A 21665-nucleotide genomic window follows, 5' to 3' on the forward strand; every position below is an offset into this window, starting at 1 on the left:
ACAAATCACCTGACTCGGCGCATCGGTCGGGGTGTTGAGGGGTGCCGAAGGGCTCGGCGGATTCAGCCGTGCGTCAGCTCGGGCCGCCGAGGGCGGAGATCCAGTCCTTGACCTCGGTGACCCAGGTCGAGACCGCGTCCCAGTAGCTCTTGCCCTGGGCGACCCAGTCCTTGAGCGGGGTCAGCTCCCAGACCAGCCAGGAACCCACGATCAGGATCAGGATCACGAACAGGCAGCCCTTGAGGCAGCCGAGCCCGGGGATCTTCATCCGGTTGGGGTTGGACCCGCGCTGCCGGGGCTCGCGCCGCGGCTCCGGCTGCTGCGGCGGCGGCGCGTAGCGCTGCGGCTGCTGCTGTTGCTCACGGCGCTGCTGACGGCGCGACGGCGGCGGCTGCGGGGGCTGCTGCGGCTGCTGGTACGGCTGCTGTTGCTGCTGCTGGTACTGCTGTTGCTGATACTGCTGCTGTTGCTGCTGGTACTGCCCCGGCGGCGGTGCGGGGCGGTGGGGGCGGCGGCGCAGCGGGTCCTCACTCGGGTCGAGGTACTGGACCTGCGTCTGCTCGTTGCGGTCGCGGGCCGCGCGCATCTGGTTCTGCCAGGGGTGCTGATCGTCCTGGCCGGGCGCGCCGCCGGGCGGCACCGGGGGCATGGCCCGGGTGGGGTCCGCCCCGGGGGCGCCCGGGCCGTTCGTGGGCATCGCCTGGGTGGGGTCGGCGTTGGGGCCCGTGGTGGGGAGCACGTTGGTGGCAGCGGCCGGGTCGTACTGATTCCCCGGTGCGTTCGGCGCGTTCGTCGGCAGCACCTGGGTCGCGTCGCCCGGGTCCGCCGGAGCGGTGTCCGGGACCGGGGCCGGTGCCGGGTCCGGCGCGAGCAGCGCGGCGACGCCGAGCGCGGCCTCCGCCTGCGCGGCCGAGGCGTGCACGCCGATACCGGCGGCGACCACGCGCAGGCCCCGGGCCAGGCTCTCGGCGCTCGGACGTTCGTCCGGGTTCTTGCGCAGACAGCGCTCTATGACCGTCCACAGCGGCTCGGGCACAGTCGTGGGGCGGCGCGGCTCCTCGCTGAGGTGCCGGTGCAGCACCTCCAGGGCGGTGTTGCCCGCGAACGGCGGACGGCCGGTGACCAGCTCGTACAGCATGATGCCCGCGCCGTAGATGTCCACCGCGGACGTCTGCGGACGACCCTCGGCGGACTCCGGCGCCACGTAGGCGGGGGTGCCGACGAACTCCTGGGTCCGCGTCAGCCCGGGCGAGTCGGCGAGCCGCGCGATGCCGAAGTCGGTCAGCATCGGGTGCATCTCCTCGCCCTCGCCGGTGCCCGCGAGGAGCACGTTGGCGGGCTTAAGGTCGCGGTGCACGATGCCGTCGGCGTGGCTGGCGGCGAGCGCGTCGGCGATCTGCGCGGTGAGGAGGGACGCGGCGACGGGGGTGAACGGGCCGTTGGCGCGCAGGTAGTTGTGGAGATCCGGGCCGTCGATCAGGTCCATGACGAGGGCGAGCAGATCGCCCTCGACGACGAGATCGCGGGTGCGGACGATGTTGGGGTGGGTGAGGCGGAGCAGTACGGAACGCTCGCGGAGAAAGCGCATGACGATGTCCGCGTCGTTCGCCAGCTCCTCCTTGAGGACCTTGATCGCGACCGTCTCGCCGGGCTGCCCGGCCACGGCCGCCTCGGCGCCCGCCGTCTCCCGCTGGCTGGCCCGCCAGACGGTGCCCGTGGCTCCGCGTCCGAGCGGCTCCTCGAGCAGGTACTTGCTGCCTACCGGCCGCACGTCATGCGCTCCCTGGTCGTGGTCATATCACTTGCATCGCTTGCTGCATCGCTTGTACTGCCTGCCGTACTCGTCCGCCCACTGTAATGGGGACGGACAAGGCGCCGTACCGATCACCGCTGATCACCGCCCGCACGGGGCGCGGCGGCCCGGGCGGGGGCCCGCGGCGGGTCTGCCACAGGGCTGCGGCGGGGTCCGCCACGGAACCCGGGGGAAAGACGCGTGATCCGGGGAGTCGGTTGCCCACTCCCGCCCTCTTAACACAGGGGACCGGCCCTCACTCACGCAGCGGATCCGGTCGCAATCAGCCAGTTTCGGCCGACTAGCCGACCAATCAAGATCATGTCGCGCCGGGCGGCGGGCGAAGTGTCAGTGGCAGGTGCGAGGATGCACGCAGCACGGAAGCGCCGAGCGGCGGGGGGCTCACGCTCCGTGACCCGTACGACCCCGTACGGACCTGTACGTGCCGAAGCGCCTGGGGGCGAGACGGTGGGGTTGGCACCCCCGCCCGGCCCCCCGGACAGAAGGGACCGTTGACGGCGATGCAGATTCGGCTGACCGTCCTCGGGCCGCGCAGCGCCCACCCGGGCCGTTCCGGCCATCCTGCGCCCGCGCCGCCGCCGCACGCCCTCGCGGGCGCGGTGGACGTGCTCGTGACCGCTCCCGTCGGCACCGCCCTCGCCTCCGTGACGAGCGGCCTCGCCGCCGCCGTCGCCGCGGCCGGGCACGACGCCGGGGGCGGCACCAGTACGGTCGTGGTGTACGCGGGCTCGGAGCGGCTCGACCCACAGCGCTGCGCACTCGGCGAACCACCGCTGGTCGACGGCGCGGTGCTCTCCCTCCACGCCCCGGCCGACCCCGACCACTACCCCGGCTACCCGGGGTACCCGGGCCTGCCCGAGGCGGCGGTGTCCGACGCCACGGTCCACCTGGACGTGATCGCCGGGCCCGACGCTGGCGGCGTCCACCTGCTGCACGGCGGCCAGGTCCGCATCGGCCGCTCCGCCGACGCCGACGTCCCCCTGGACGACCCCGACGTCTCCCGGCTGCACTGCGCCGTGACGGTCACCGAGGACGGCCGGGTGACCATCGCCGACCTCGGCTCGACGAACGGCACCGCCGCCGACGGCGCCCCGGTCGGCCCCGACCCCGTCCCCCTCGCGCCGGGCGCGCTGCTCCGGATCGGCGAATCCGCGCTGCGGCTGCGCGCCCCCGGTGCGGCCCCGTCCTCCCCCGCCCGCCTCCCCGCCCACCCGGACGGCGAGGGCCACCTGAGGGTCACCCCCCGCGCGGACGGCGTGGCCCACGCCACGGGCCCCTGGACCGGCGCCCCGCCCACCCGCCACCCCGGCCGCGGCTGGGCCCCGGTCGGCCAGTGGGACGCCGCCACGGCCCACCCCGGAGCCCCCACCACCCACGGCACGGGCACCCAGCCCGCCGCGGCGCCGGGCGGAGGCGGCGCGACGTACGGTGCCCCGCCCGCGGACCCCGGTTCGCACCCCTGGGCCGAAGCCCCCCGACCGGGCGACGGCCGCGAGGGCCGGGCCCCCTGGGCCGAAGGCCCGGCGGGCGGCAACGCGCCGTACGGCGGCCCTGCCGACAGCGGGCGGGACCCCGGCCCCTCGGCAGCCTCCACGCACGGCGCGCAGACCCCCTGGCCGGGCGACGGCCGCACAGGCGGGGGCAACCCCGCAGCCCCCGGCACCGCCGGACAGACGGGCGGCGACCCCAAGGGTCGGGGGCCCTGGGTCGGCGGCCCGGCGGGCGGCAGCACGCCCCACGGCGACCCGACCGGCAGCGGCCGAGCCCCTGGCGGACAGTCGGCGGCCCCGGCGCACGGCACGCAAGAGCCGTGGCCCGGCGACGGCGGGCACCCCACAGACCGCGGTGCGGCCGGGCAACCGGGCGCGGCCGGGGGCGCCGGGCGCGGCGGCCCGGCGGGCAGCAGCGCGCCGTACGGCGGACCACACGGCGCAACCGGCCGACGCCCGGCCGACGACCGCGGGCTCCCGGGGCAGTCGGGCACCCCGGCGCCCGGCGGCACGCCCGGAGACACCGCCACGGACGGCACCGGGAGCAGCCGAGGCGGACGGGCAGGGGCCCCCACCCGCGGCGCGCAAGAGCCGTGGCCGGGCGACGGCAGGCACCCCGCAGACCGCGGCACCGCCGGGCAACCGGGCGCGGCGGCTGGCCCCGAGCGCGGAGGCCCGGCGGGCGGTAGCCGCTCGCCGCACGCCGACCCGACGGACGCCGGGACGCGCGGCGCCACCGACCGGCGCCCGGGCGACGACCGCACGATCCCCGGACAGCCGGGCGGGGGCGGGCGCCCCGCAGACCGCCGGGGCACGTCCGGCAACCCGGGCCACCCCGGCGGAACCGACCACGCCCCCGCCGGACAGCGGGGCGGCCCGGCGGGCGGCAACGGGCCCTACGGCGCCCAGACCGGCACCGGGCCACGCGGCACAGCCGACCGGCATCCGGGCGCACACGACCGTGGCCCCACCGGACAGCCGTCCGCGGCCGGAGGCCCGGCCGCGGACGGCGGCGCGTCGTACGGCGGTCCGCGCGGCGGAACCGACGGACGCCCGGGCGGCCAGCCCGGAGCTTCCGCGGGCGGTAGCGCGCCGTATGACGGTTCCCGGCCCGGGCCCGACGGATGGTCCGCAGCCCCCACGCACGGCGGGCAGGAGCGGTGGCCGGGCGCGGGCACGACCCCCGCAGACCGTCGAGGCGCGCCCGGAGGCGCTGGTCGCCCCAGCGGATCCGACCACGGCCCCACCGGGCAGTCGGGCGCCGCAGCCGACGCCGGGTCGCCGTACGACCGGCGCCACGGCGGCCCGCCAGGAACCCCCGCACGTCCCGGCGCGCCGTACACCGACGCAGCAGGGCCCGGCCAACGCGACGGAGACGGCTGGGGCCCCGCCGGGCAGCAGAGCCCCGCAGCGCGCGACGCCGGGTCGCCGTACAGCGACCGGCATCCCGGCGGCCAGCCAGGAACCCCCGCACATCCCGGCGCGCCGTACGCCGACACGGCACGGCCCGGCCAGCGCGGCGGAGACGGCTGGGGCCCCGCCGGGCAGCAGGGCCCCGCGGCAGGCGGCGGGACGCCGTACGGCGACCCGGCCGACACCGGACCGCACGGCGCAGCCGACCAGTACCCCGGAGCGCAGCCCGGAGCCCCCACGCGCCCCGGCGCACCGGCCGTGGGCCGAGGGGGCCGGGGGACGCCGTTGCGGGGGACCACCGTGCCGCGGGGGCTCGGCGAGGCGGGGACGTATGCGTACGACGCTCCCGGAGCGCAGGTCCGGCGGCGGGGGATAGGGGCCTGGGTGCGGCAGTTGACCGGGGGCCGGGGTGCGGACGCGCGGGGCGCGGACGAGGCCGCGGGCGCCGAGGAGGCGGCGGCGCGGGCGGCCGAGGAGGCCGCCGCGCTGCACCGGCGGTGGCCGGACCCCGCAGCCGTGCTGATGACGGCGCTGGGGCCGGGGCCGCGGCTGTGGGAGCGCGGGCCGGGCCACCCGGACGCGCTCACCGTGCGGCTCGGCTCCGCCGACCGGCTTTCGGGCGCGGGCGGGTTGCTGCCCGCCGCGCCGGTGACGGTGGATCTGCGGCAGGCGGGTTCGCTGGGGCTCGCGGGGCCGCGCGGGCGGCTGGCCGGGCTCGCCCGGTCCGTCGTGGCGCAGCTCGCGGCGCTGCACTCCCCGGGCACGCTGGAGATCGTGCTGCTCAGCACCGAGGACCGGCCCGCCGAGTGGTCCTGGCTGGGCTGGCTGCCGCAGCTTCAGCCGTTGCGCGGGCAGGACTGCCGGCTGCTGCTGGCGTACGACGCCGAGCAGGTGACGGCCCGTACGGCGGAGCTGACGCGGCGGCTGGACGACACCGCCGCGGGCGCCGCGGCGGGCCCGGCCGGGCCGTACACCGTGGTGATCGTGGACGGCGATCCGGGCCCGCCCGCGCTGCGCGAGACGCTCGCGCGGCTGGCGGCCGGCGGTCCGGGGGCGGGGATCCATCTGCTGTGTCTGGCCGAGGCCCCGGCGGCGTCGCCCGCCTCACCGCTGTCGGTGAGTTACGAGACGGCGTGCGCGGGCTCCGCGGCGTTCGCGTCGTGCGAGGTGGCGGCGTTGCTGAGCGGCGATGTGGCCACCGGGTTGCAGATCGTGCGCCGGGATGCCGCCACCGGCGGCGCGGGCGTCCCCATGTGGGTGGCCGGGGCCACCACGGCGGCCACCGTTGACGCGGTGTCGGGGGCGTGGGCCGAGCGGTTCGCGCGGGCGCTCGCGCCCCTGCGTCCCGCCGCTTCCACCCACGGCGACGAGGGCGGCCCCGGGCGCCAGGTGTCGGCGCCGCTGCCCGACTCGGCCCGTCTCCTGGACGAGTTGGGGCTCGCCCGGGCCACCCCCGCCTCGCTGATGGCGCGTTGGGCGGCCGCCGCGGACGAGGTTCCGGCGGGCGGCCGGGCGCTCGCGGTGCTGGGTGCCGGGCCGCGCGGACCGGTCGCCGTCGATCTGGCCGCCGACGGCCCGCATCTGCTGATCGACGGCGGGCCGGGCACCGGCAAGACGGAGCTGCTGCGGTCGCTGGCCGCCTCGCTCGCCGCCGCCGAACGACCCGACCGGCTGGAGCTGGTGCTCCTCGACGGCGCGGGGGCGAGCGGCGGCGCAGAGCGCGGCGAGGGTCTGCGGGTGTGCACGGATCTGCCGCACGTGTCGACGTATCTGGCGGCCTCCGACCCGGTGCGGATGCGGGAGTTCGCGCAGGCGCTGAGCTCGGAGCTGAAGCGCCGGGCCGAGCTGCTGGGCCGACTGGACTTCGTCACCTGGCACACCCGGCTCCGGGAGGGTACGGGCGCGCCCGGCGGCGCTCCCCCGCGGGTGATCTCGCCCCGTTCCCCCGGCGACATCGACCCGCCGCCCAGTACGACGCTGAAGCTGCGCCCCCAGCGCGGCCGCCAGCACGACGACAGCGATCAACCGGCCGCACCGCGCCCCTTCCCCCGCCTCGTCGTCCTCGTCGACGACTTCGACGCGCTGGTGGCCCCGGCCCTCGGCAGCCCCGGCCGCCCGGCGGCCGGTTCGGTGGTGCGCGCGCTGGAGGCGATCGCCCGGGACGGCGCCCATCTCGGCGTCCATCTGGTGGCGGCGTCCGGCCGCCCGGACCGTACGGCGGATACGGCGGCGGTCGAGCGGGCCGGGCTGCGGATCGTCCTGGAGCCCCGTCCGCTGGGCCCGGCCTCGTCCGAGCGGCCGGAGGCGGAGCCCCACACCTCGGATGCGTCCGCCGAGTCCGGCGGTGAGCACGCTCCCGGCCGTGGCCGTCTGCTGCGGCCCGACGACGCCGCGGCGACCCCGTTCCAGGCGGGCCGGGTTACCGGGCGGATACCGCGCACCGCGACCCAGCGGCCGACGGTCGTACCGCTGGAGTGGGAGCGGATGGGCGATCCCCCGGCCCGCCGCCCGCTGCGCGAGCTGGGCAACGGGCCGACGGATCTGGCGCTGCTCGCCAGCGCGCTCCAGCGCGCCGCGCAGTCGGCGGACGCGCCGACCGCGCCCGCGCTGATCTGACCGTCGTACGGACGACCGGGGCGGGCGGGCCGCACCACGGCCCGCCCGCACCATGGCCGTCCACCCGCCCCGCCGTTTCATTGACGCTTTAACCGATTACGGATCTGTCCGTTCCGCTCCCCCTTGGCGTTTCGGTGTTCATCACGGCCCGGTCACGACCGTGAGTGAACGCCGAAAACAGTATTGCCACGTTGGGTGACCGGGCGTAGGACTGTCGCACGGGACACGGCCGCGCGCGAGGCGGTCGGCATCGGAGGGAAACGGGGATGCAGAAATCGCTTCGCAGGAACAGGAAGCGGAAGAAGCGAACCGCACGAGCCGCGCTGGCCGCGGCATCGGCGGGAGCGCTCATGGTCGGCGCCGCGGGCTGCGGCAGCGGCGACGGGGACACGGTCAGCGGCGGCCCGCCGCCGGTCACCGTGAAGCTGCCCAGCCTCAAGGGCCAGAAGCTCCAGGTCACCGCCGTCTGGACGGGCACCGAGCAGGAGAACTTCACCAAGGTGCTGAAGGAGTTCGAAAAGCGCACCGGCGCCAAGGTCTCCTTCGTGCCCAGCGGTGACGACATGGCGGGCTTCGTCGGTTCGAAGATCGCGGGCGGCTCGCCGCCGGACGTGGCGATGGTCGGCCAGGTCGGGGTCATGCGCGAATTCGCGCAGAAGGGCTGGGCGAAACCGCTCGACGCCGCCGCCAAGGCGGAGGTGAACAAGAACTTCGCCAAGGGCTGGCAGGATCTCGGCTCGTACGACGGCAAGCAGTACGGGGTGTATTTCAAGGCCAGCAACAAGTCCCTGATCTGGTACAACACCTCGGCCTTCGACTATGCGGGTGCGAAGGAGCCGGAGACCTGGAAGGAATTCCTGGCCCAGGCCCAGCTGATCTCGGATTCCGGCACCGACGCGGTCGCGGTCGGCGGCCAGGACGGCTGGACGCTGACCGACTGGTTCGAGAACGTCTACCTCTCCCAGGCGGGGCCGAAGAAGTACGACCAGCTCGCCCAGCACAAAATCAAATGGACCGACCCGTCCGTCAAGAAGGCGCTGGAAACGCTCGCCCAGCTGTGGGGCGCCAAGGGCCTGGTCGCGGGCGGCCGGAGCGGCGCGCTCCAGACCGCGTTCCCGGATTCGGTCACCAAGGCGTTCGGCAATGCCGCCGAGCCCGACGCGGGCATGGTCTTCGAGGCCGACTTCGTCGCCGCCAACGTCGCGGACGCGGGCGCGGAACTCGGCGGGGACGCGAAGGTGTTCCCGTTCCCGGCGGTGGGCGCCAAGCCACCGGTGGTGACCGGCGGCGACGTGGGCGTGGCGCTGAAGAACAGCAAGGCCGCGCAGGCGCTGCTGACGTTCCTGGCCTCGCCCGACGCCGCGACCATCTGGGCCCAGTCCGGCGGGTTCATCTCGGCCAACAAGAACGTCAAATTCAGCGCGTATCCCAACGACCCGATGCGCGACATCGCCAAGGCGCTCATCGCGGCGGGCAATGACTTCCGGTTCGACATGTCCGACCAGGCCCCGGCCTCCTTCGGCGGAAAGCCCGCCCAGGGCGAATGGAAAGCGCTCCAGGACTTCCTCAAGAACCCGAGGAACGTGGAAGGAATCCAGCGCCAGTTGGAAGCCGATGCCGCCAAGGCGTACAAGAACTGACGACTCGACCGGGAGATCCACATCATGTCGACCGCGACTGCGGGCGGCGCGGCCACACCTGGCCGGGCGTCGTCCGCCCCACCCGCCACACCGCGCATCTCCAAGAAGAGGAAGAGCGTCCTGGGCACCCGGCCCTGGCTGGCGGCGGTGTTCCTGCTGCCCGCGCTGGCGCTGCTCGGCGCGCTCGTCGTCTATCCGATCGGCTACTCCGTCTACCGCAGCTTCTTCGACGCCAGCGGCAACGGCTTCGTCGGCCTGGACAACTACACGGAGATGTTCTCCGACGACGCCACCACAACGGCGATCAAGAACAACATCATCTGGCTGATCCTCGCGCCGACCATCTCCACCGCGCTCGGCCTGATCTTCGCCGTGCTCACCGAGCGGGTGCGCTGGGCCACCGCGTTCAAGCTGATCGTCTTCATGCCGATGGCGATCTCGATGCTGGCCGCGGGCATCATCTTCCGGCTGGTGTACGAACAGGACCCGGACAAGGGCGTGGCCAACGCCATGTGGGTGGGCGTGCATGACTCGTTCAGCGCCTCGCCGCCCTTCCCCGGCGCCCATCCGCGCCCGACCGCCGGGCTGACGGAGTCCTCCAACGGCTCCTTCACCACCCAGGACACCGTCCGCGCCGGATCCCCCGCCTCGATCCCGCTGGTCGCCGCCAAGCGCGACGACATCAGCGGCGCGCAGGACGCCCGGGCCGCACGGCCCGAGCCCGGGAAGGTCACCGGCACCGTCTGGTTCGACTTCACCAAGGGCGGGCTGGGCAAGGAAGGCGCCCTCGACAAGGGCGAGAAGGCGATGGCCGACCTCAAGATCGAGGCGGTCAAGGACGGCAAGGTCGTCGCGAAGACGACGTCGGCCGCGGACGGTACGTACACCCTCCCCGCCAAGGCCGAGGGCGCCCAGCTGCGGCTGCCCGCCTGGAACTTCTCCGCGCCGTACAACGGCATCGACTGGCTCGGCCCGTCCCTCGTCACCCCCGCCATCATCGGTTCGTACGTCTGGATCTGGGCGGGCTTCGCCATGGTGCTCATCGCGGCGGGGCTCGCGGGCGTACCGCGTGAGCTGATGGAGGCCGCGCGGATGGACGGCGCCAACGAGTGGCAGGTCTTCCGGCGGGTCACCGTGCCGCTGCTGGCGCCGGTGCTCTCGGTCGTCGTCGTCACGCTGATGATCAACGTGATGAAGATCTTCGACCTGATCTACATCATCGCGCCGGGTCCCTCGCAGGACGACGCCAACGTCCTCGCGCTCCAGCTCTTCCAGTCGTCCTTCGGGACCGACGTCAACCAGGGCCTCGGCAGCGCGATCGCCGTGCTGCTGCTGTTGCTGGTCCTGCCCGTCATGTTCATCAACATCCGCCGGATTCGAAGGGAGAGCCGCCGATGACCAGCGCGGACACGGTCGTACAGGCGAAGCGGTCCCTGGTCGGGCGGATCGCGGAACGGGCCGGGGGCGGGGTGGTGCAGGTCGTCCTCGTCCTCATCGGGCTCTTCTGGCTGATGCCGACGGCGGGGCTGCTGCTGTCCTCCCTGCGCGACCCGTCGCAGGTGGACATCTCGGGGTGGTGGAAGGTCTTCAGCGACCCGTCGCAGCTGACCTTCGACGCGTACGACAAGCTCCTGAGCAACCAGCAGATCACCGACTCGCTGTGGACCACCCTCGCCATCACCATCCCGGCGACCGTGTTGGTGGTCATCTTCGGCGCGCTGGCCGGGTACGCCTTCGCCTGGATGGACTTCCCCGGCCGCGACTGGTGGTTCCTGATCGTCGTCAGCCTGCTGGTCGTCCCGGTCCAGGTCGCCCTGATCCCGGTCGCCAAGCTCTTCGGCGAGATCGGCATCTTCCAGACCACGACCGGCGTCGTGCTCTTCCACACCGCCTTCGGCATGCCCTTCGCCGTCTTCCTGCTGCGGAACTTCTTCGCCGAGATCCCCCGGGAGCTGCTGGAGGCGGCCCGCCTGGACGGCGCGGGCGAGCTGCGGCTGTTCTTCCGCGTCGTCATGCCGCTGGGCGCCCCGGCGATCGCCTCGCTCGGCATCTTCCAGTTCCTCTGGGTCTGGAACGACATGCTGGTCGCCCTGATCTTCGCGGACAGCGGCAACCCGCCGATCACGGTGGCGCTCCAGCAGCAGGTCCGGCAGTTCGGCAACAACATCGACATCCTGGGCCCCGGCGCGTTCGTCTCGATGATCATCCCGCTGGCCGTCTTCTTCGCCTTCCAGCGGCAGTTCGTGGCAGGCGTGATGGCAGGCGCGGTGAAGTAGCCCCTCCCCCCGGGTGCCGACCGGGGCCGCGGCCCGGGCTGGGTGCCCCGGGGGGATTCCCCCATCCCGCCCCTTCCCGAAACCGGGGCTCCGCCCCGGACCCCGGGGCGGGCCCGGGGCCCCGAGTTGCCCGCGGGCCCGGCCGTTGCCGGGACGGGCGCGGGCTTACGTGCCGGGCGCCCGGCCGGGGCCGGGCTCCGGGCCGGGGTCGGGCGCCCGGCCCGGACCTCACGGGCCGTAGCCGTCCCCGCGGGGAACAGCCACCTCCGCAACCCCGCAACAGTCCGGCCCCGCGCGACCGGGGCCCGGGGCCAGCGCGGTGTCTTGCCGATCATGCCGGGCTCCCGACAACTGGCACGGCACCTCGCGGCCCCGCGCTCGTCGCACTCCGCGCCTCCCCCAGCTACCGCTGGGAGGTGCCCCCTGCACCAGACACCGCTCGCTCCTCCGGCCTGATCGACAAGACACCCCCCGGGAGCCGGGCCACCCGGGCCCGGGGCACGGGCCCGGGGCACGGGCCCGGGGCACGGGCCCGGGGCACGGGCCCGGGGCACGGGCCCGCAGGCCCGCACCGGAGGTCGGCAGGCCCCATGCCGGTCCGCCCCCGGCCCGCGCCGCGGCCGCAGGCCGCCCGGGGCCGGGGTCCGGGGCGGAGCCCCGGGGTCGGGGAGGGGCGGGGTGGGGAAACTCAGGCCGCCGGGACCCGCTGGGCCGAACGGGGGCACTTTGGGGGGTGGCCCGCCATGCCGCCGCGTCATCCGGGAGGCGTTCAGATGATGGTGTGAGGAACCACCCATCCCGCGCCGCCCGCCCCAGGACGCACGATGCCCCTCACCGCACCGCCCGCCGCCCCCCGCCCCCCGTGGCTCGCCGATCCGCCCCTGGTGCGCGGCTACCGGCGTACGGTCCCGCTGCGGATCCGGCGCGCGGTCATCGCCATGACCGGCGTCGAGCTGCGCCGCGCGGCCCTGCACGGGCTGGGTCGGCTGTCCCTCACCTCCGGTGCGCTACGGCTGCGCTGGGCGCGGCGGCGGCTGGGGCGGCTGGTGCGTACGGGGCTGCTGTCCGCACCGGACCGCATGGTGATCGCCGACGACCGCGGCACCCGGATCGCGACCGTCGTCAGCACGCCCACCCCGCTGTTCGCGCGCGCCGAGAACCTGCGGCTGGTGTGCGAGGCGCTGGACCGGGCGCGGCTCGACCACTTCGTCGTCCGCTGCTACAGCAACGTCGCCTCCGCCGTGGGCGTACGGGCGGACCAACGGGCCGCGGTGGTGACCGCGCTCGGCGCGCTGTGCGAACGCGAGGCGGGCTACGTCTCGCTGCCCCCGCACCGGAAGGGCGGGGCGGGCCCGATGCGCCTCGGCGCCACGCCCCGCGCCTGGCGCGCCCTGGCCGCCGCGCCCGTCGTCCGCTTCACCCGCTTCCACACCACCCCGCGCGGGGACCTGGTCCTGGGCTCGTCGCACGGCTGCGACATCGAGTTCTGGGACCGCGCCCCGGCGGACGGCACAGCGGACGGCCCGACGGCCCCCGACCGCGCGCCCCTCCTCCACGCCCCCCGCCCCAACCGCACGACCGCCTCCGTACCGCTCGCGGGCGACGCCGTCCGCGCGCCGGACCACGTGTTCACCCGGCTCGCCCCGGCCGAGGGCTGGTCCCCGGGCCCCCTCGTCCGTACGCGCCCCGAGTTCACCACCCGGCTGCCGGACGAGGTCCGTTTCCCCATCGACGTCGTCTACACCTGGGTCGACGGCTCGGACCCGCAGTGGCAGCGGCGGCGCGCCGCCGTGACCAACACGGAGGAGGCGGCGGGCTACCACGAGCAGGCCGCCAACGCCGCCCGCTACGCCAACCGCGACGAGCTGCGCTACTCCCTGCGCTCGCTCCACCTCTACGCCCCCTGGGTGCGCCACATCTACATCGTGACGGACCGCCAGGTGCCCGACTGGCTCGCGCTCGACCACCCCGGCATCACCGTCGTCGACCACCAGGAGATCTTCGACGACCCGACGGTGCTGCCCACCTTCAACTCGCACGCCATCGAGACCCGGCTGCACCACATCAAGGGCCTCGCCGAACACTTCCTCTACTTCAACGACGACGTCTTCCTCGGCTCGCCCGTCACCCCGCAGGACTTCTTCCTCGCCAACGGCGTCACCAAGTTCTTCCCCTCCCGCGCGCTGATCCCGCTGGCCCCCGCCGACCAGCTGGACGTCCCCGTATCGGCGGCGGGCAAGAACAACCGGCGGCTGCTGGAGGGCCGGTTCGGGGCGACCGTCACCCAGAAGATGAAGCACACCCCGCACGCCGTGCGCACCAGCGTCCTCGCCGAGATCGAGCGGGAGTTCCCGGAACCGATCCGCGCCACCATGGCCAACCGGGTGCGTTCCACCTCGGACGTCTCCCTACCGTCCTCGCTGCACCACTACTACGCGTTCCTCACCGGCCGCGCGGTCCCGGCCCAGCTGCGCTACGACTACTTCGACCTCGCCCGGCCCACCATCCCGGGCCGGCTCGCGAGACTGCTGCGGTCGCGCCACTGCCAGGCGTTCTGCCTCAACGACACGGTCTCCTCCGAGCACGACCTGGCCGGTCAACTGGCCCTGCTCGGCCCCTTCCTCGACGCCTACTTCCCCGTCCCCAGCCCGCTGGAGCGGGCCGTCACCCGACAGGAGCCGCGGCAGCCATGCCCCTCGCCATCACCCTCCCGCTGAACCCGGACGTCCTGGCCTCCAGCGGCCCGTACCCCCGCGCGCTCAATGTGCTCAGCCGCAAACAGACCGCGGTCCAGCGGCAGTTGCGCCGCTCCGGCCTGGCGGGCTACGAACCCACCACCCAGGCCACCCTGCTGGCCCTCGCCGGACAGGCCCCGGCGGGCGGCGCGGTGTACGACATCGGGGCGCACATCGGGCTGTACTCGGCCCTGGTCGACGCGGTCTACGGGCGGCGGCCCGGCGGCCCGCACACCATCGCCTTCGAACCCACCCCGCAGACCGCCGCCCTCTGCCGCCGCATCCGCCACTGCAACGCCCTCGACTACGAGGTGCAGCAGACCGCGCTCTCCTCCGAACCCGGCACCGCGGAGCTGTACTTCTCCCACAAGTCGGAGTCCTCGAACTCCCTCAACCCGGCCCACCGCAAGCACACCGAATCGGTGACCGTGCCGGTCACCACGGTGGACGCCTTCACCGAGGACCGCGGCCTCGTCCCCCACCTCATCAAGGTCGACGTCGAGACCTACGAGGCGGACGTCCTGACCGGCGCCCTCGCCACCATCCGCCGCCACCGCCCCTGGATCGTCTGCGAACTCCTCCCCAGCGCCGACCACGGCACCCTCCGCACCGCCCTGGCCCCCCTCACCGCCATGGACTACGGACTGCACCCGATCACCCCGGAGTCCCCCTGGCAGCGCTACCACGAGACCACCTACGAGCAGGCGGTCAGCGCCCAGTCCCGCGACTGGCTCCTCGCCCCCCGCCCCCTCACCCCCGCCTTCCACCGCGCCGTACGCCGCTGGCTGATCGCGATCCTGGCCTGCGACGAGACGACGAACCTCCTCACCCCCGACAAGGCGTCCTTCCCCCACGCCTGGAACGCCCCCTACCGCCCGCGCACCCTCCGCCCCGCCCTCACCCGCCTGACCACCGCCGCGGCCCTCGCCCGCCGCGCCTTCCCCACGGCCGCCCCGCCCCTCACGCCGACGCGCTGACCGGCGCGGGTTCGACCGCCCGCGACACCTCGGCGAGAAGGCTCTCCACTTGGGCACCCCAGCGGGAGCTGATGACCAGGTCCCGGGCCGGGTCGACCCACAGCAGGTGGCCGCCCCCGTTGCCGCGGGCGCAACGCCCGGTCGCCGGGGCGGTCGGCCATACCGTGCGGTGGTCGTTGAGCCACCAGGACAGCCCGTAGTTCGGCTTGACCCGGCACGGCGTCCACATCTGCTCGATCCAGCGGGCGGAGACGACCTGGGTGTGCCCCCAGCGCCCGCCGCGCAGGCACAGCTGCCCGAGGCGGGCCAGGTCGAGCGCGTTGATCCACAGCCCGCCGCCCCAGTGGGCGCCGCCGGAGACCACCGGCACCCGGCTGCCGTCGAGGTCCACGAACGCGTCGGCGTAGCCGTGCCAGGACCAGGACGCCGACGCCCCGATCGGCGCCATGACGCGCTCCCGCAGCACTTCCGGCAACGCCCGGCGGAACAGGACCGTGAGCGCGAGGGCGGTCAGATTCACCCGGACGTCGTTGTACGCCCACCCCTCACCGGGCGGCCCACCCGCCGACTCGGTGCCCTCCCGCGTGCTCTGCGCGTCGACCGACGTCGGCTTGCCCCACAGCTCGCCCTCCCACTGGCTCGTCTGGTCCAGCAGATGACGCCAGGTGACGGCCCGCCCATGGACCCCGTCGAACTGCGGCAGCCCGACCCGCGCACGAACCGGCTCGTCCAGCTCCAGCAACCCGTCGTCATGAGCAACGCCCGCCACCAGCGCCAGCACGCTCTTCGTGGCGCTGTACGCCATCTCCACCCGCGCCGGATCCCCCCACGACGCGATCACCACACCCCGCCGCACGACGACCCCACTCGCGCCCCCGCCGTCCAGCAACGGCCCGATGACCTCCCGATGGGAGGCGTCGGCCACCTGCGCGTCGAGATACGCCGCCATGTCCCCCACCCCGGGCACCGACCGCTCCCCCTGCCGCCGAGCAGCCTCCGCCACACCCCCGGCGTCCACGCCCTCCCACGGATCCCCGAACCCGCCCGCCTCGTCCATATCCCCGCTCCCGTATCGCCGATTACTGGAAGTTGATCTGGTGAGGGTGTGTGGGGTCAACAGGGCAAGTGAAGATGCGCATCTGACCGCGCCCGACGTATACGCCGGTGGGGTCGTTCGCCCCCATCGCGTCCACGACTTCCCGGTCCTCAAGAGGCACCCACGTCAGCGAACCCCAGTCCCATTCCTGGTCACTGACGGTCAGCAGAGGACGCATGGGTGCCCCGCAGGAGCAGTCGATCCGGGCCGGGCCGGTGAGCCCCCACCGGGCGAAGCCGCCGACCTTCCAGCCCGGCGCGATGGACAGGTCGTGCGTATAGGTGAGTTCGTACGCGTCCTCTTCCGCGGCCGCGTCGATGAGGTCCTCCTCCCAGGCGTCGATCCTCTCCTGCACGCCCTCGCTCAACAGTTCGGGCCACTCGTGCTCAACGACCTGTTCCGGATGGAGCACGCAGGGATTCGGCACACATTCCGCCCGTCCCACGACGGCTGGCTCCGGGTTGTCCGTGAGGATGTCCCCCACCTCCTGCGACCGCCGCCATTTCAGCACCACATCCATGGTCCGATCTGTGCCGTGGACCTCGAACGGGCACCAGAAGACCTGGAGCAGATCGCATCCTTCGGGGCCGGTCAGGTCCGGGACGTCCCGGGTGAACAGCTGGGCCGCGGCAAGCAGGGGGATCGGGTCGTCGTCCCGCAGGTCCGGGAGGTGGAGGCCCTCCACAAGACCGGCGAGCGTTGCGCGTTCCGCCTCCGACGGCCCACGCGGCGAGTCCCTCCGCCACGCCTCGTCGAGGATCCGGCGCTCCAGCCGTACGTCGGACAGCAGCTCCCCGCGGCCCTTCTCATGGACGGCCTCGCACATGGGCCACGGCTCGTCGGCGGGCCAGAGGAGCGGCCCCGCCACCGAACTCTTATGCGGCTCCGGGGAGCCCGGCCGAGGGTGCAGACGAGTCGTCGTCCTGCGGTATTCGGCGAGTTCCGGAAACATCGCTTCGATATCGACCGGCCGCTCGGGCGTCGTGCGCGTCATGCGAACAGAGCCTCCCATGGGGTCGGCATCAGCAAGGGCCGGGGGCGTGCGTACTCCTTCGGTGGCGACAAAAGGGCGCATATCCGGCGAGTCGCCTAGGGTTCAGTCAGTACGACGTATCCGCCGCGAAGGGCACGCGCCATGAATCGCCTCGGTGTCCGGAGTTCCCGCGGTCTCGCGGCGTTCGCCGTGATGGCCGGGGGGATGGGGGTGATGGCGGGGACCGCCGTCACGGGGGTGGGTGGGGTGTTCGTGGGGGCGGGGGTGGTGGGGGTCGGGGGTGATCTGGTGATGCAGCGCACTGCGCCGGGGTTGATGGGGCGTCTGGGGCGGCTGCATGTCGGGGAGACACTGCGTTTCGAGTTGCGGTGTGTGCTGCTGCTTCTGCTGCTCGGGCGGATGCATGTGACCGGTCCGGTCGGGCTGGCGTCGGCGATGGCGCTGGTGCTGTGTCTGCTGGGCGGCCAGGCGCTGCATGCCGCGATATGCACGCTGATCCGGCGTCGGCGGCGGCTCGCGGTCGCGGCGCGCCATATCGATCTGCGCCGGCTGGGCATCAGCGACCGGCCGCCGCGGCGGCTGACCGAGTGGCCGGGGCTGCGGATGCTGGCGTACGAGGTGGCGGCGCTGGGCGGGCTGGGGGCGACGCTGGTCACCGGGGACGCCCGCTGGGTGGTGGCGGGGTTGACCGCGGCGGCCGGGGGGTGTGCGGTGACGGTGCTGGCGCTGCTGCCGTACCTCGTCGGGGCGCTCCGGCTGCCGGGCCCGGCGCGGGTGCTGGGCGAGGTGAACGCCTGGCTGGTCCGGCACCGGCCGGAGACGGTGCTCTACTTCTCGGGCCCGCGGGCGTCCGCGTACCAGGTCACCATGTGGCTCGAGACGGTGGCCGCGCTGCGCGCCCCGGCGCTGGTGATCGTGCGGGAGCGGCATCTGCTGGAGGTGCTGGCGCCGACCGCGCTGCCGGTGCTGTGCGTGCCGGACGGGACGCATCTGCGGAGGCTGGATCTCGGCAGTGTGCGGGTCGCGCTCTATCCGGCGAACGTCGGCGAGAACATCCATCTGCTGCGCGTCCCCACCATGCAGCACGTGTTCCTGGACCATGGCGACGGTCATGGCGACGACGACTCGGCCGCCGGAGTCGATCCGTACAGCAAGGTCTACGACCAGGTGTGGGTCGCGGGCCGGGCCGGGCGGCAGCGGTATGCGGAGGCGGCGGTCGGGGTCGAGGACGGGGACATCGTGGAGGTGGGGCGGCCGCAGCTGGACGGCCTCCGGGTCCAGGAGGACGACGACGTGCCCCTCCCCACCGTGCTGTACGCGCCGGGCCCCGCCTCGCCCGCGGGCCAAGGCGAGACGCTCGTACGGCGGCTGCTGGAGAGCGAGCCGCCGGTCCGGGTCCTCTACCGGCCGCACCCCGCAACCGACCGCCGGTCGGCCGCGCACCGGCGCATCGTCGCCCTGGTCGGCGCGGCGAACGAGCGGCGGGCAGGGCAGGCGGCGGACGAGCCCGAGGAGGCCGGGGCGCTGCGCGCCGAGGCCGCCCGCTGCCGGGCCGAGCTGACGCGACGTATCGCCGCGCTTCACGCACGGCTGCGCCCGGCCTACGCCGACGAGGCCATGCTCACCCGCGACAGCGCCGCGCCCGATCCGGCGGCGGTGGCCGAGGCCGGGGAGCTGGGCGAGCAGTGGCACCGGGCGCACTGGGCGGCCTCGCCGCCCTGGCTGCACCAGGTGGTGGAGGCGGACACCCCGGCGCTCCACTCCTGTTTCGACCAGGCGGATCTGCTGATCGGTGACCTCTCCGGCGTGGTCGCGGACTTCATCGCCACCCTCAAGCCGTACGCCCTCACCGATGCGGCGGGGCTCGACGCGCAGGAGTTCCGGCGGCAGCACACCGTGGCCCGCGCCGCCTACCTGCTCGGCCCGGAGGCCACCGAGGTGGAGGACCTCGTGCGGCTGCTGTTCGAGCCCGACCGGGACACGTTGCGCGCCGCCCGCCACGAGCTGAGGGCGTATCTGCTCGGCCCCACGGCCCCGCCGTCCCTCCAGCGCTTCAACGAGGCGGTCGACGCGCTCGCCGCGAAGGGCGAGGCGCTCATCCGGCTGCGCGAACTCCAGACGATCCGCGAGGGAGCCGAGGGAGCCGAGGGAGCATCCGATGCGCATCCGGCGACCGCACCGTGCCCGTGCGCTCCTTCCGCGCCGCCGCCCGCGAAGTGAACGGGTCGGCCGTGCCGTACGTCGAACCGGGGCACCCCGGACGCTGGTCCGTCACCCGCCGGCCGTACGACCCACACCCGTCCCTCACCCCCGGCCCCGACCATGAGCAGCCACCCAGCAGTCAGGAGCGATCATGGGAACGCAGCACGTCATAGCCGTCAGCCTCACCCAGGCGCCCACCGACGGCAGATGGGCCGCAGACGCACGGGCTGCCGACCGCACCCGCGGCAGCCACGGCGGCCCCCACCGCACCCGCCCGTCCGCGCCCCCCGGCGACGCCGCCTGAGCCCCATCTCACCCACGGAGTCCGCATGTTGCCGCGCACCCCTCGCCCCGGCCCGCGCCCCCGCGTCAGCGTGATCGTCCCCGCCCACAACGCCATGCCCGCCCTGACCCGTGCCCTCACCTCCGCGATGGAGCAGACCATAGGCATCGCCCGGCTGGAGATCATCGCGATCGACGCCGGATCGACGGACGGCACCGCCGCGGAGCTGGACCGGCTGGCCGCCGACTGCCCCGCGCTCAAGGTCGTCCACCAGGAGCCCGGCGGCGGTCCGGGCAGGCCCCGCAACACCGGACTCGACCTCGCCCGCGGCGAGTACGTGTTCTTCCTCGACGCCGACGGCCATCTGGGCCCCGACGCGCTGCGCCGCATGGTCGCCATGGCCGACCAGAACGGGACCGACGTCGTCCTCGGCAAGATGGCCTCCCCCACCGGCCGCGGCGTCCCCCGGGCGGTGTTCCGCCACAACCAGCTGCGCACCGATGTCGTCGGCTCGCACGCCTACTCCACGCTCGGCCCCTGGAAGCTGTTCCGCCGCTCCCTCATCGAACGGTTCCACCTGCGGTTCCCGGAGGACTGCCGCACCGACGAGGACCAGCCCTTCACCGCGGCCGCCTACCTCAACGCCTCCGCCATCTCCGTCGTCGCCGACTACGACTGCTACCACCTCACCCGCCGCGAGACGGCCGCGCGGAACCCCGCCCGCACCGGCCTCACCGACCGCATCGACGCCATCCGGCTGCTGTTCCAGACCGCCGCCCGCTACACCCAGCCCGGCCCGCGCCGCGACCATGTGATGCGGCGCCACATCCGCCGGGAGCTGTGCGGCGCGCTGCGCGCCCTGCCCCGCGAGGACGAGACGGAGGCGCGGACGCGGTTCCTCCCCGAGCTGCGCCGCTGGGCGACCGACCACTGCTCGGACGCGCTCTTCCGCACCCTCACCGCGCCCGAACGGCTGATGGTCCACCTGCTGCGCACCGGCCGCTTCGACGATCTGCTGACGGTCATCCGCGCCGCCAAGGAGGACGCGGGCCGCGGCCATCTGGTCGAGAAGGGGCGCGTGTACTGGCTGCACCCCTTCTTCCGCGACCCGGCGGCCGACGTCCCCGACGACTGCTTCGACGTCACCGACCGGCTGCCGGTCCGCCACCACCTCACCGGCGCGGCCTGGCACGGCGGCTCCACCCTGCGGGTCCGCGGCCGGGCCGAGGTCAAGGGCCTGGACGCCGGTCCCGAGGACCGCACGGAACTGGTGCTGCGCCACCGCGACGCCAAGGACGAACTGTGTGTGCCGGTCACGGCGGTGGACGAGGAGTCGGCAGACGAAAACGCGGCGGTCGGCGGGACGGTGAACCGGGAGTTCGCGGCGGACATCGACATCGCCACCGCCGACGACGGCGCCCCGCTGCGCCCCGGCGTCTGGGACGTGTTCCTCGACGTACGCGCCCAGGGCGTCAGCCGCACCATACGGTTCGGCAACCGCCACGACGAGGGGCTCGACATCGGCACCGCGCGCCGGGTGGTGGCCGCAGGCCCCGGTCAACGCGCCCGCGTCACGCCGTACTTCACCACCCCGTACGGCAATCTCTCCCTCGACATCGGCCCGGCCCCGCGCGGCGCGCCCTGCGAGGTGACCGAGGCGCTGTGGCATCCGTCCGACAAGGGCACGCTGGTCGTCGCCGGGCGGCTGCTGCCGCCGGGCACGCCGCCCCGCAACCGGGTGCTGCGGCTGCGGGCCGAGCACACCGACGGCCGCGTCCTGGACCACCCCGTGCGGTACGCGGCGGGACACCCGGCGGGCGCGTTCACCGCCCGGCTGCCGGTGCGCGACCTGGGCCGGGGCCGCTGGACGGTGACGCTCGCCCTCGTCGGCCGCGGCGACGGCCCGCCGCGCGCCGCGCCCGTACCGCCGCCCGCGCGGCTGCCCGGCACCCGCTGGCTGCGCCGGGGCCGTCCGTACTACGCCAAGCCGCTCACCGGTCGCGGGGAGACGACCCTGGAGCTGCGCATCGCCCCCGTGCGGCTCCTCGCCGCCGTCCGCAACCGCCTCGGCGGCCGCATCTGACCGACCGCATCTGACCGACCGCATCGGCGGCCGCAACTGACCGCCCC

At 74.5% G+C, this 21665-nt stretch carries 11 protein-coding genes and 2 pseudogenes; 10 read left to right on the top strand and 3 right to left on the bottom strand.

Annotated features, from left to right (window positions below; translation table 11 throughout):
• Positions 1-73: 73 nt before the first annotated feature.
• Positions 74-1771, bottom strand: a complete 1698-nt coding sequence (locus HYQ63_RS17375; RefSeq protein ID WP_179934775.1) for a serine/threonine-protein kinase — start codon at positions 1769-1771, stop codon at positions 74-76.
• Between the two features lie 542 nt (positions 1772-2313).
• Here HYQ63_RS17375 and HYQ63_RS46040 point away from each other — a divergent pair.
• The 7 genes and pseudogenes from HYQ63_RS46040 to HYQ63_RS17405 form a co-directional block, all read left to right on the top strand.
• A pseudogene (locus HYQ63_RS46040) lies at positions 2314-2970 on the top strand (FHA domain-containing protein); the annotation flags it as partial.
• Between the two features lie 2535 nt (positions 2971-5505).
• Positions 5506-7332: pseudogene (locus tag HYQ63_RS46045) on the top strand (FtsK/SpoIIIE domain-containing protein); the annotation flags it as partial.
• A 266-nt stretch (positions 7333-7598) separates the two neighbouring features.
• Positions 7599-8972: an ABC transporter substrate-binding protein gene (locus HYQ63_RS17385; RefSeq protein ID WP_179934777.1), complete on the top strand. Its 1374-nt coding sequence runs from the start codon at positions 7599-7601 to the stop codon at positions 8970-8972.
• A 24-nt stretch (positions 8973-8996) separates the two neighbouring features.
• The gene (locus HYQ63_RS17390) at positions 8997-10370 is read left to right on the top strand and encodes a carbohydrate ABC transporter permease (protein ID WP_179934778.1); all 1374 of its coding nucleotides are present in this window, start codon (positions 8997-8999) and stop codon (positions 10368-10370) included.
• A complete protein-coding gene (locus HYQ63_RS17395; protein ID WP_179934779.1) occupies positions 10367-11248 on the top strand; it encodes a carbohydrate ABC transporter permease in 882 nt (293 codons plus the stop codon). Before HYQ63_RS17390 ends, HYQ63_RS17395 begins: the two co-directional genes overlap by 4 nt.
• Positions 11249-12072: 824 nt before the next feature.
• Positions 12073-13965 carry a stealth family protein gene (locus HYQ63_RS17400; RefSeq protein WP_179934780.1) on the top strand — a complete coding sequence of 631 codons (1893 nt, stop codon included), beginning with the start codon at positions 12073-12075 and terminating at the stop codon, positions 13963-13965.
• Positions 13938-14960: an FkbM family methyltransferase gene (locus HYQ63_RS17405; RefSeq protein ID WP_179934781.1), complete on the top strand. Its 1023-nt coding sequence runs from the start codon at positions 13938-13940 to the stop codon at positions 14958-14960. The genes HYQ63_RS17400 and HYQ63_RS17405 overlap by 28 nt, the downstream gene beginning before the upstream one ends.
• Here the strand turns inward: HYQ63_RS17405 and HYQ63_RS17410 are convergent.
• Together HYQ63_RS17410 and HYQ63_RS17415 are read right to left on the bottom strand one after the other, a co-directional pair.
• Positions 14944-16017: a serine hydrolase gene (locus HYQ63_RS17410; protein ID WP_179934782.1), complete on the bottom strand. Its 1074-nt coding sequence runs from the start codon at positions 16015-16017 to the stop codon at positions 14944-14946. The two genes, HYQ63_RS17405 and HYQ63_RS17410, sit on opposite strands and share 17 nt — an antisense overlap.
• A 22-nt stretch (positions 16018-16039) precedes the next feature.
• Entirely contained in the window at positions 16040-17050 is a 1011-nt protein-coding gene (locus tag HYQ63_RS17415) for a hypothetical protein (RefSeq protein WP_179934783.1), read from the bottom strand.
• A 141-nt stretch (positions 17051-17191) separates the two neighbouring features.
• On the opposite strand from HYQ63_RS17415, the gene HYQ63_RS17420 reads away from it, so the two are divergent.
• The 3 genes from HYQ63_RS17420 (at position 17192) to HYQ63_RS17430 (ending at position 21618) form a co-directional block, all read left to right on the top strand.
• Positions 17192-19270, top strand: coding sequence for a hypothetical protein (locus HYQ63_RS17420; protein WP_179934784.1), 2079 nt, complete (start codon positions 17192-17194; stop codon positions 19268-19270).
• Between the two features lie 133 nt (positions 19271-19403).
• Complete coding sequence (locus HYQ63_RS17425) at positions 19404-19556, top strand: hypothetical protein (protein WP_179934785.1); 153 nt, start codon at positions 19404-19406, stop codon at positions 19554-19556.
• Positions 19557-19581: 25 nt separating this feature from the next.
• Complete coding sequence (locus HYQ63_RS17430; RefSeq protein ID WP_179934786.1) at positions 19582-21618, top strand: glycosyltransferase; 2037 nt, start codon at positions 19582-19584, stop codon at positions 21616-21618.
• The last annotated feature ends 47 nt before the right edge of the window (positions 21619-21665 follow it).

This window comes from Streptomyces sp. Rer75, assembly GCF_013414305.1.
Taxonomy (GTDB): domain Bacteria; phylum Actinomycetota; class Actinomycetes; order Streptomycetales; family Streptomycetaceae; genus Streptomyces; species Streptomyces himastatinicus.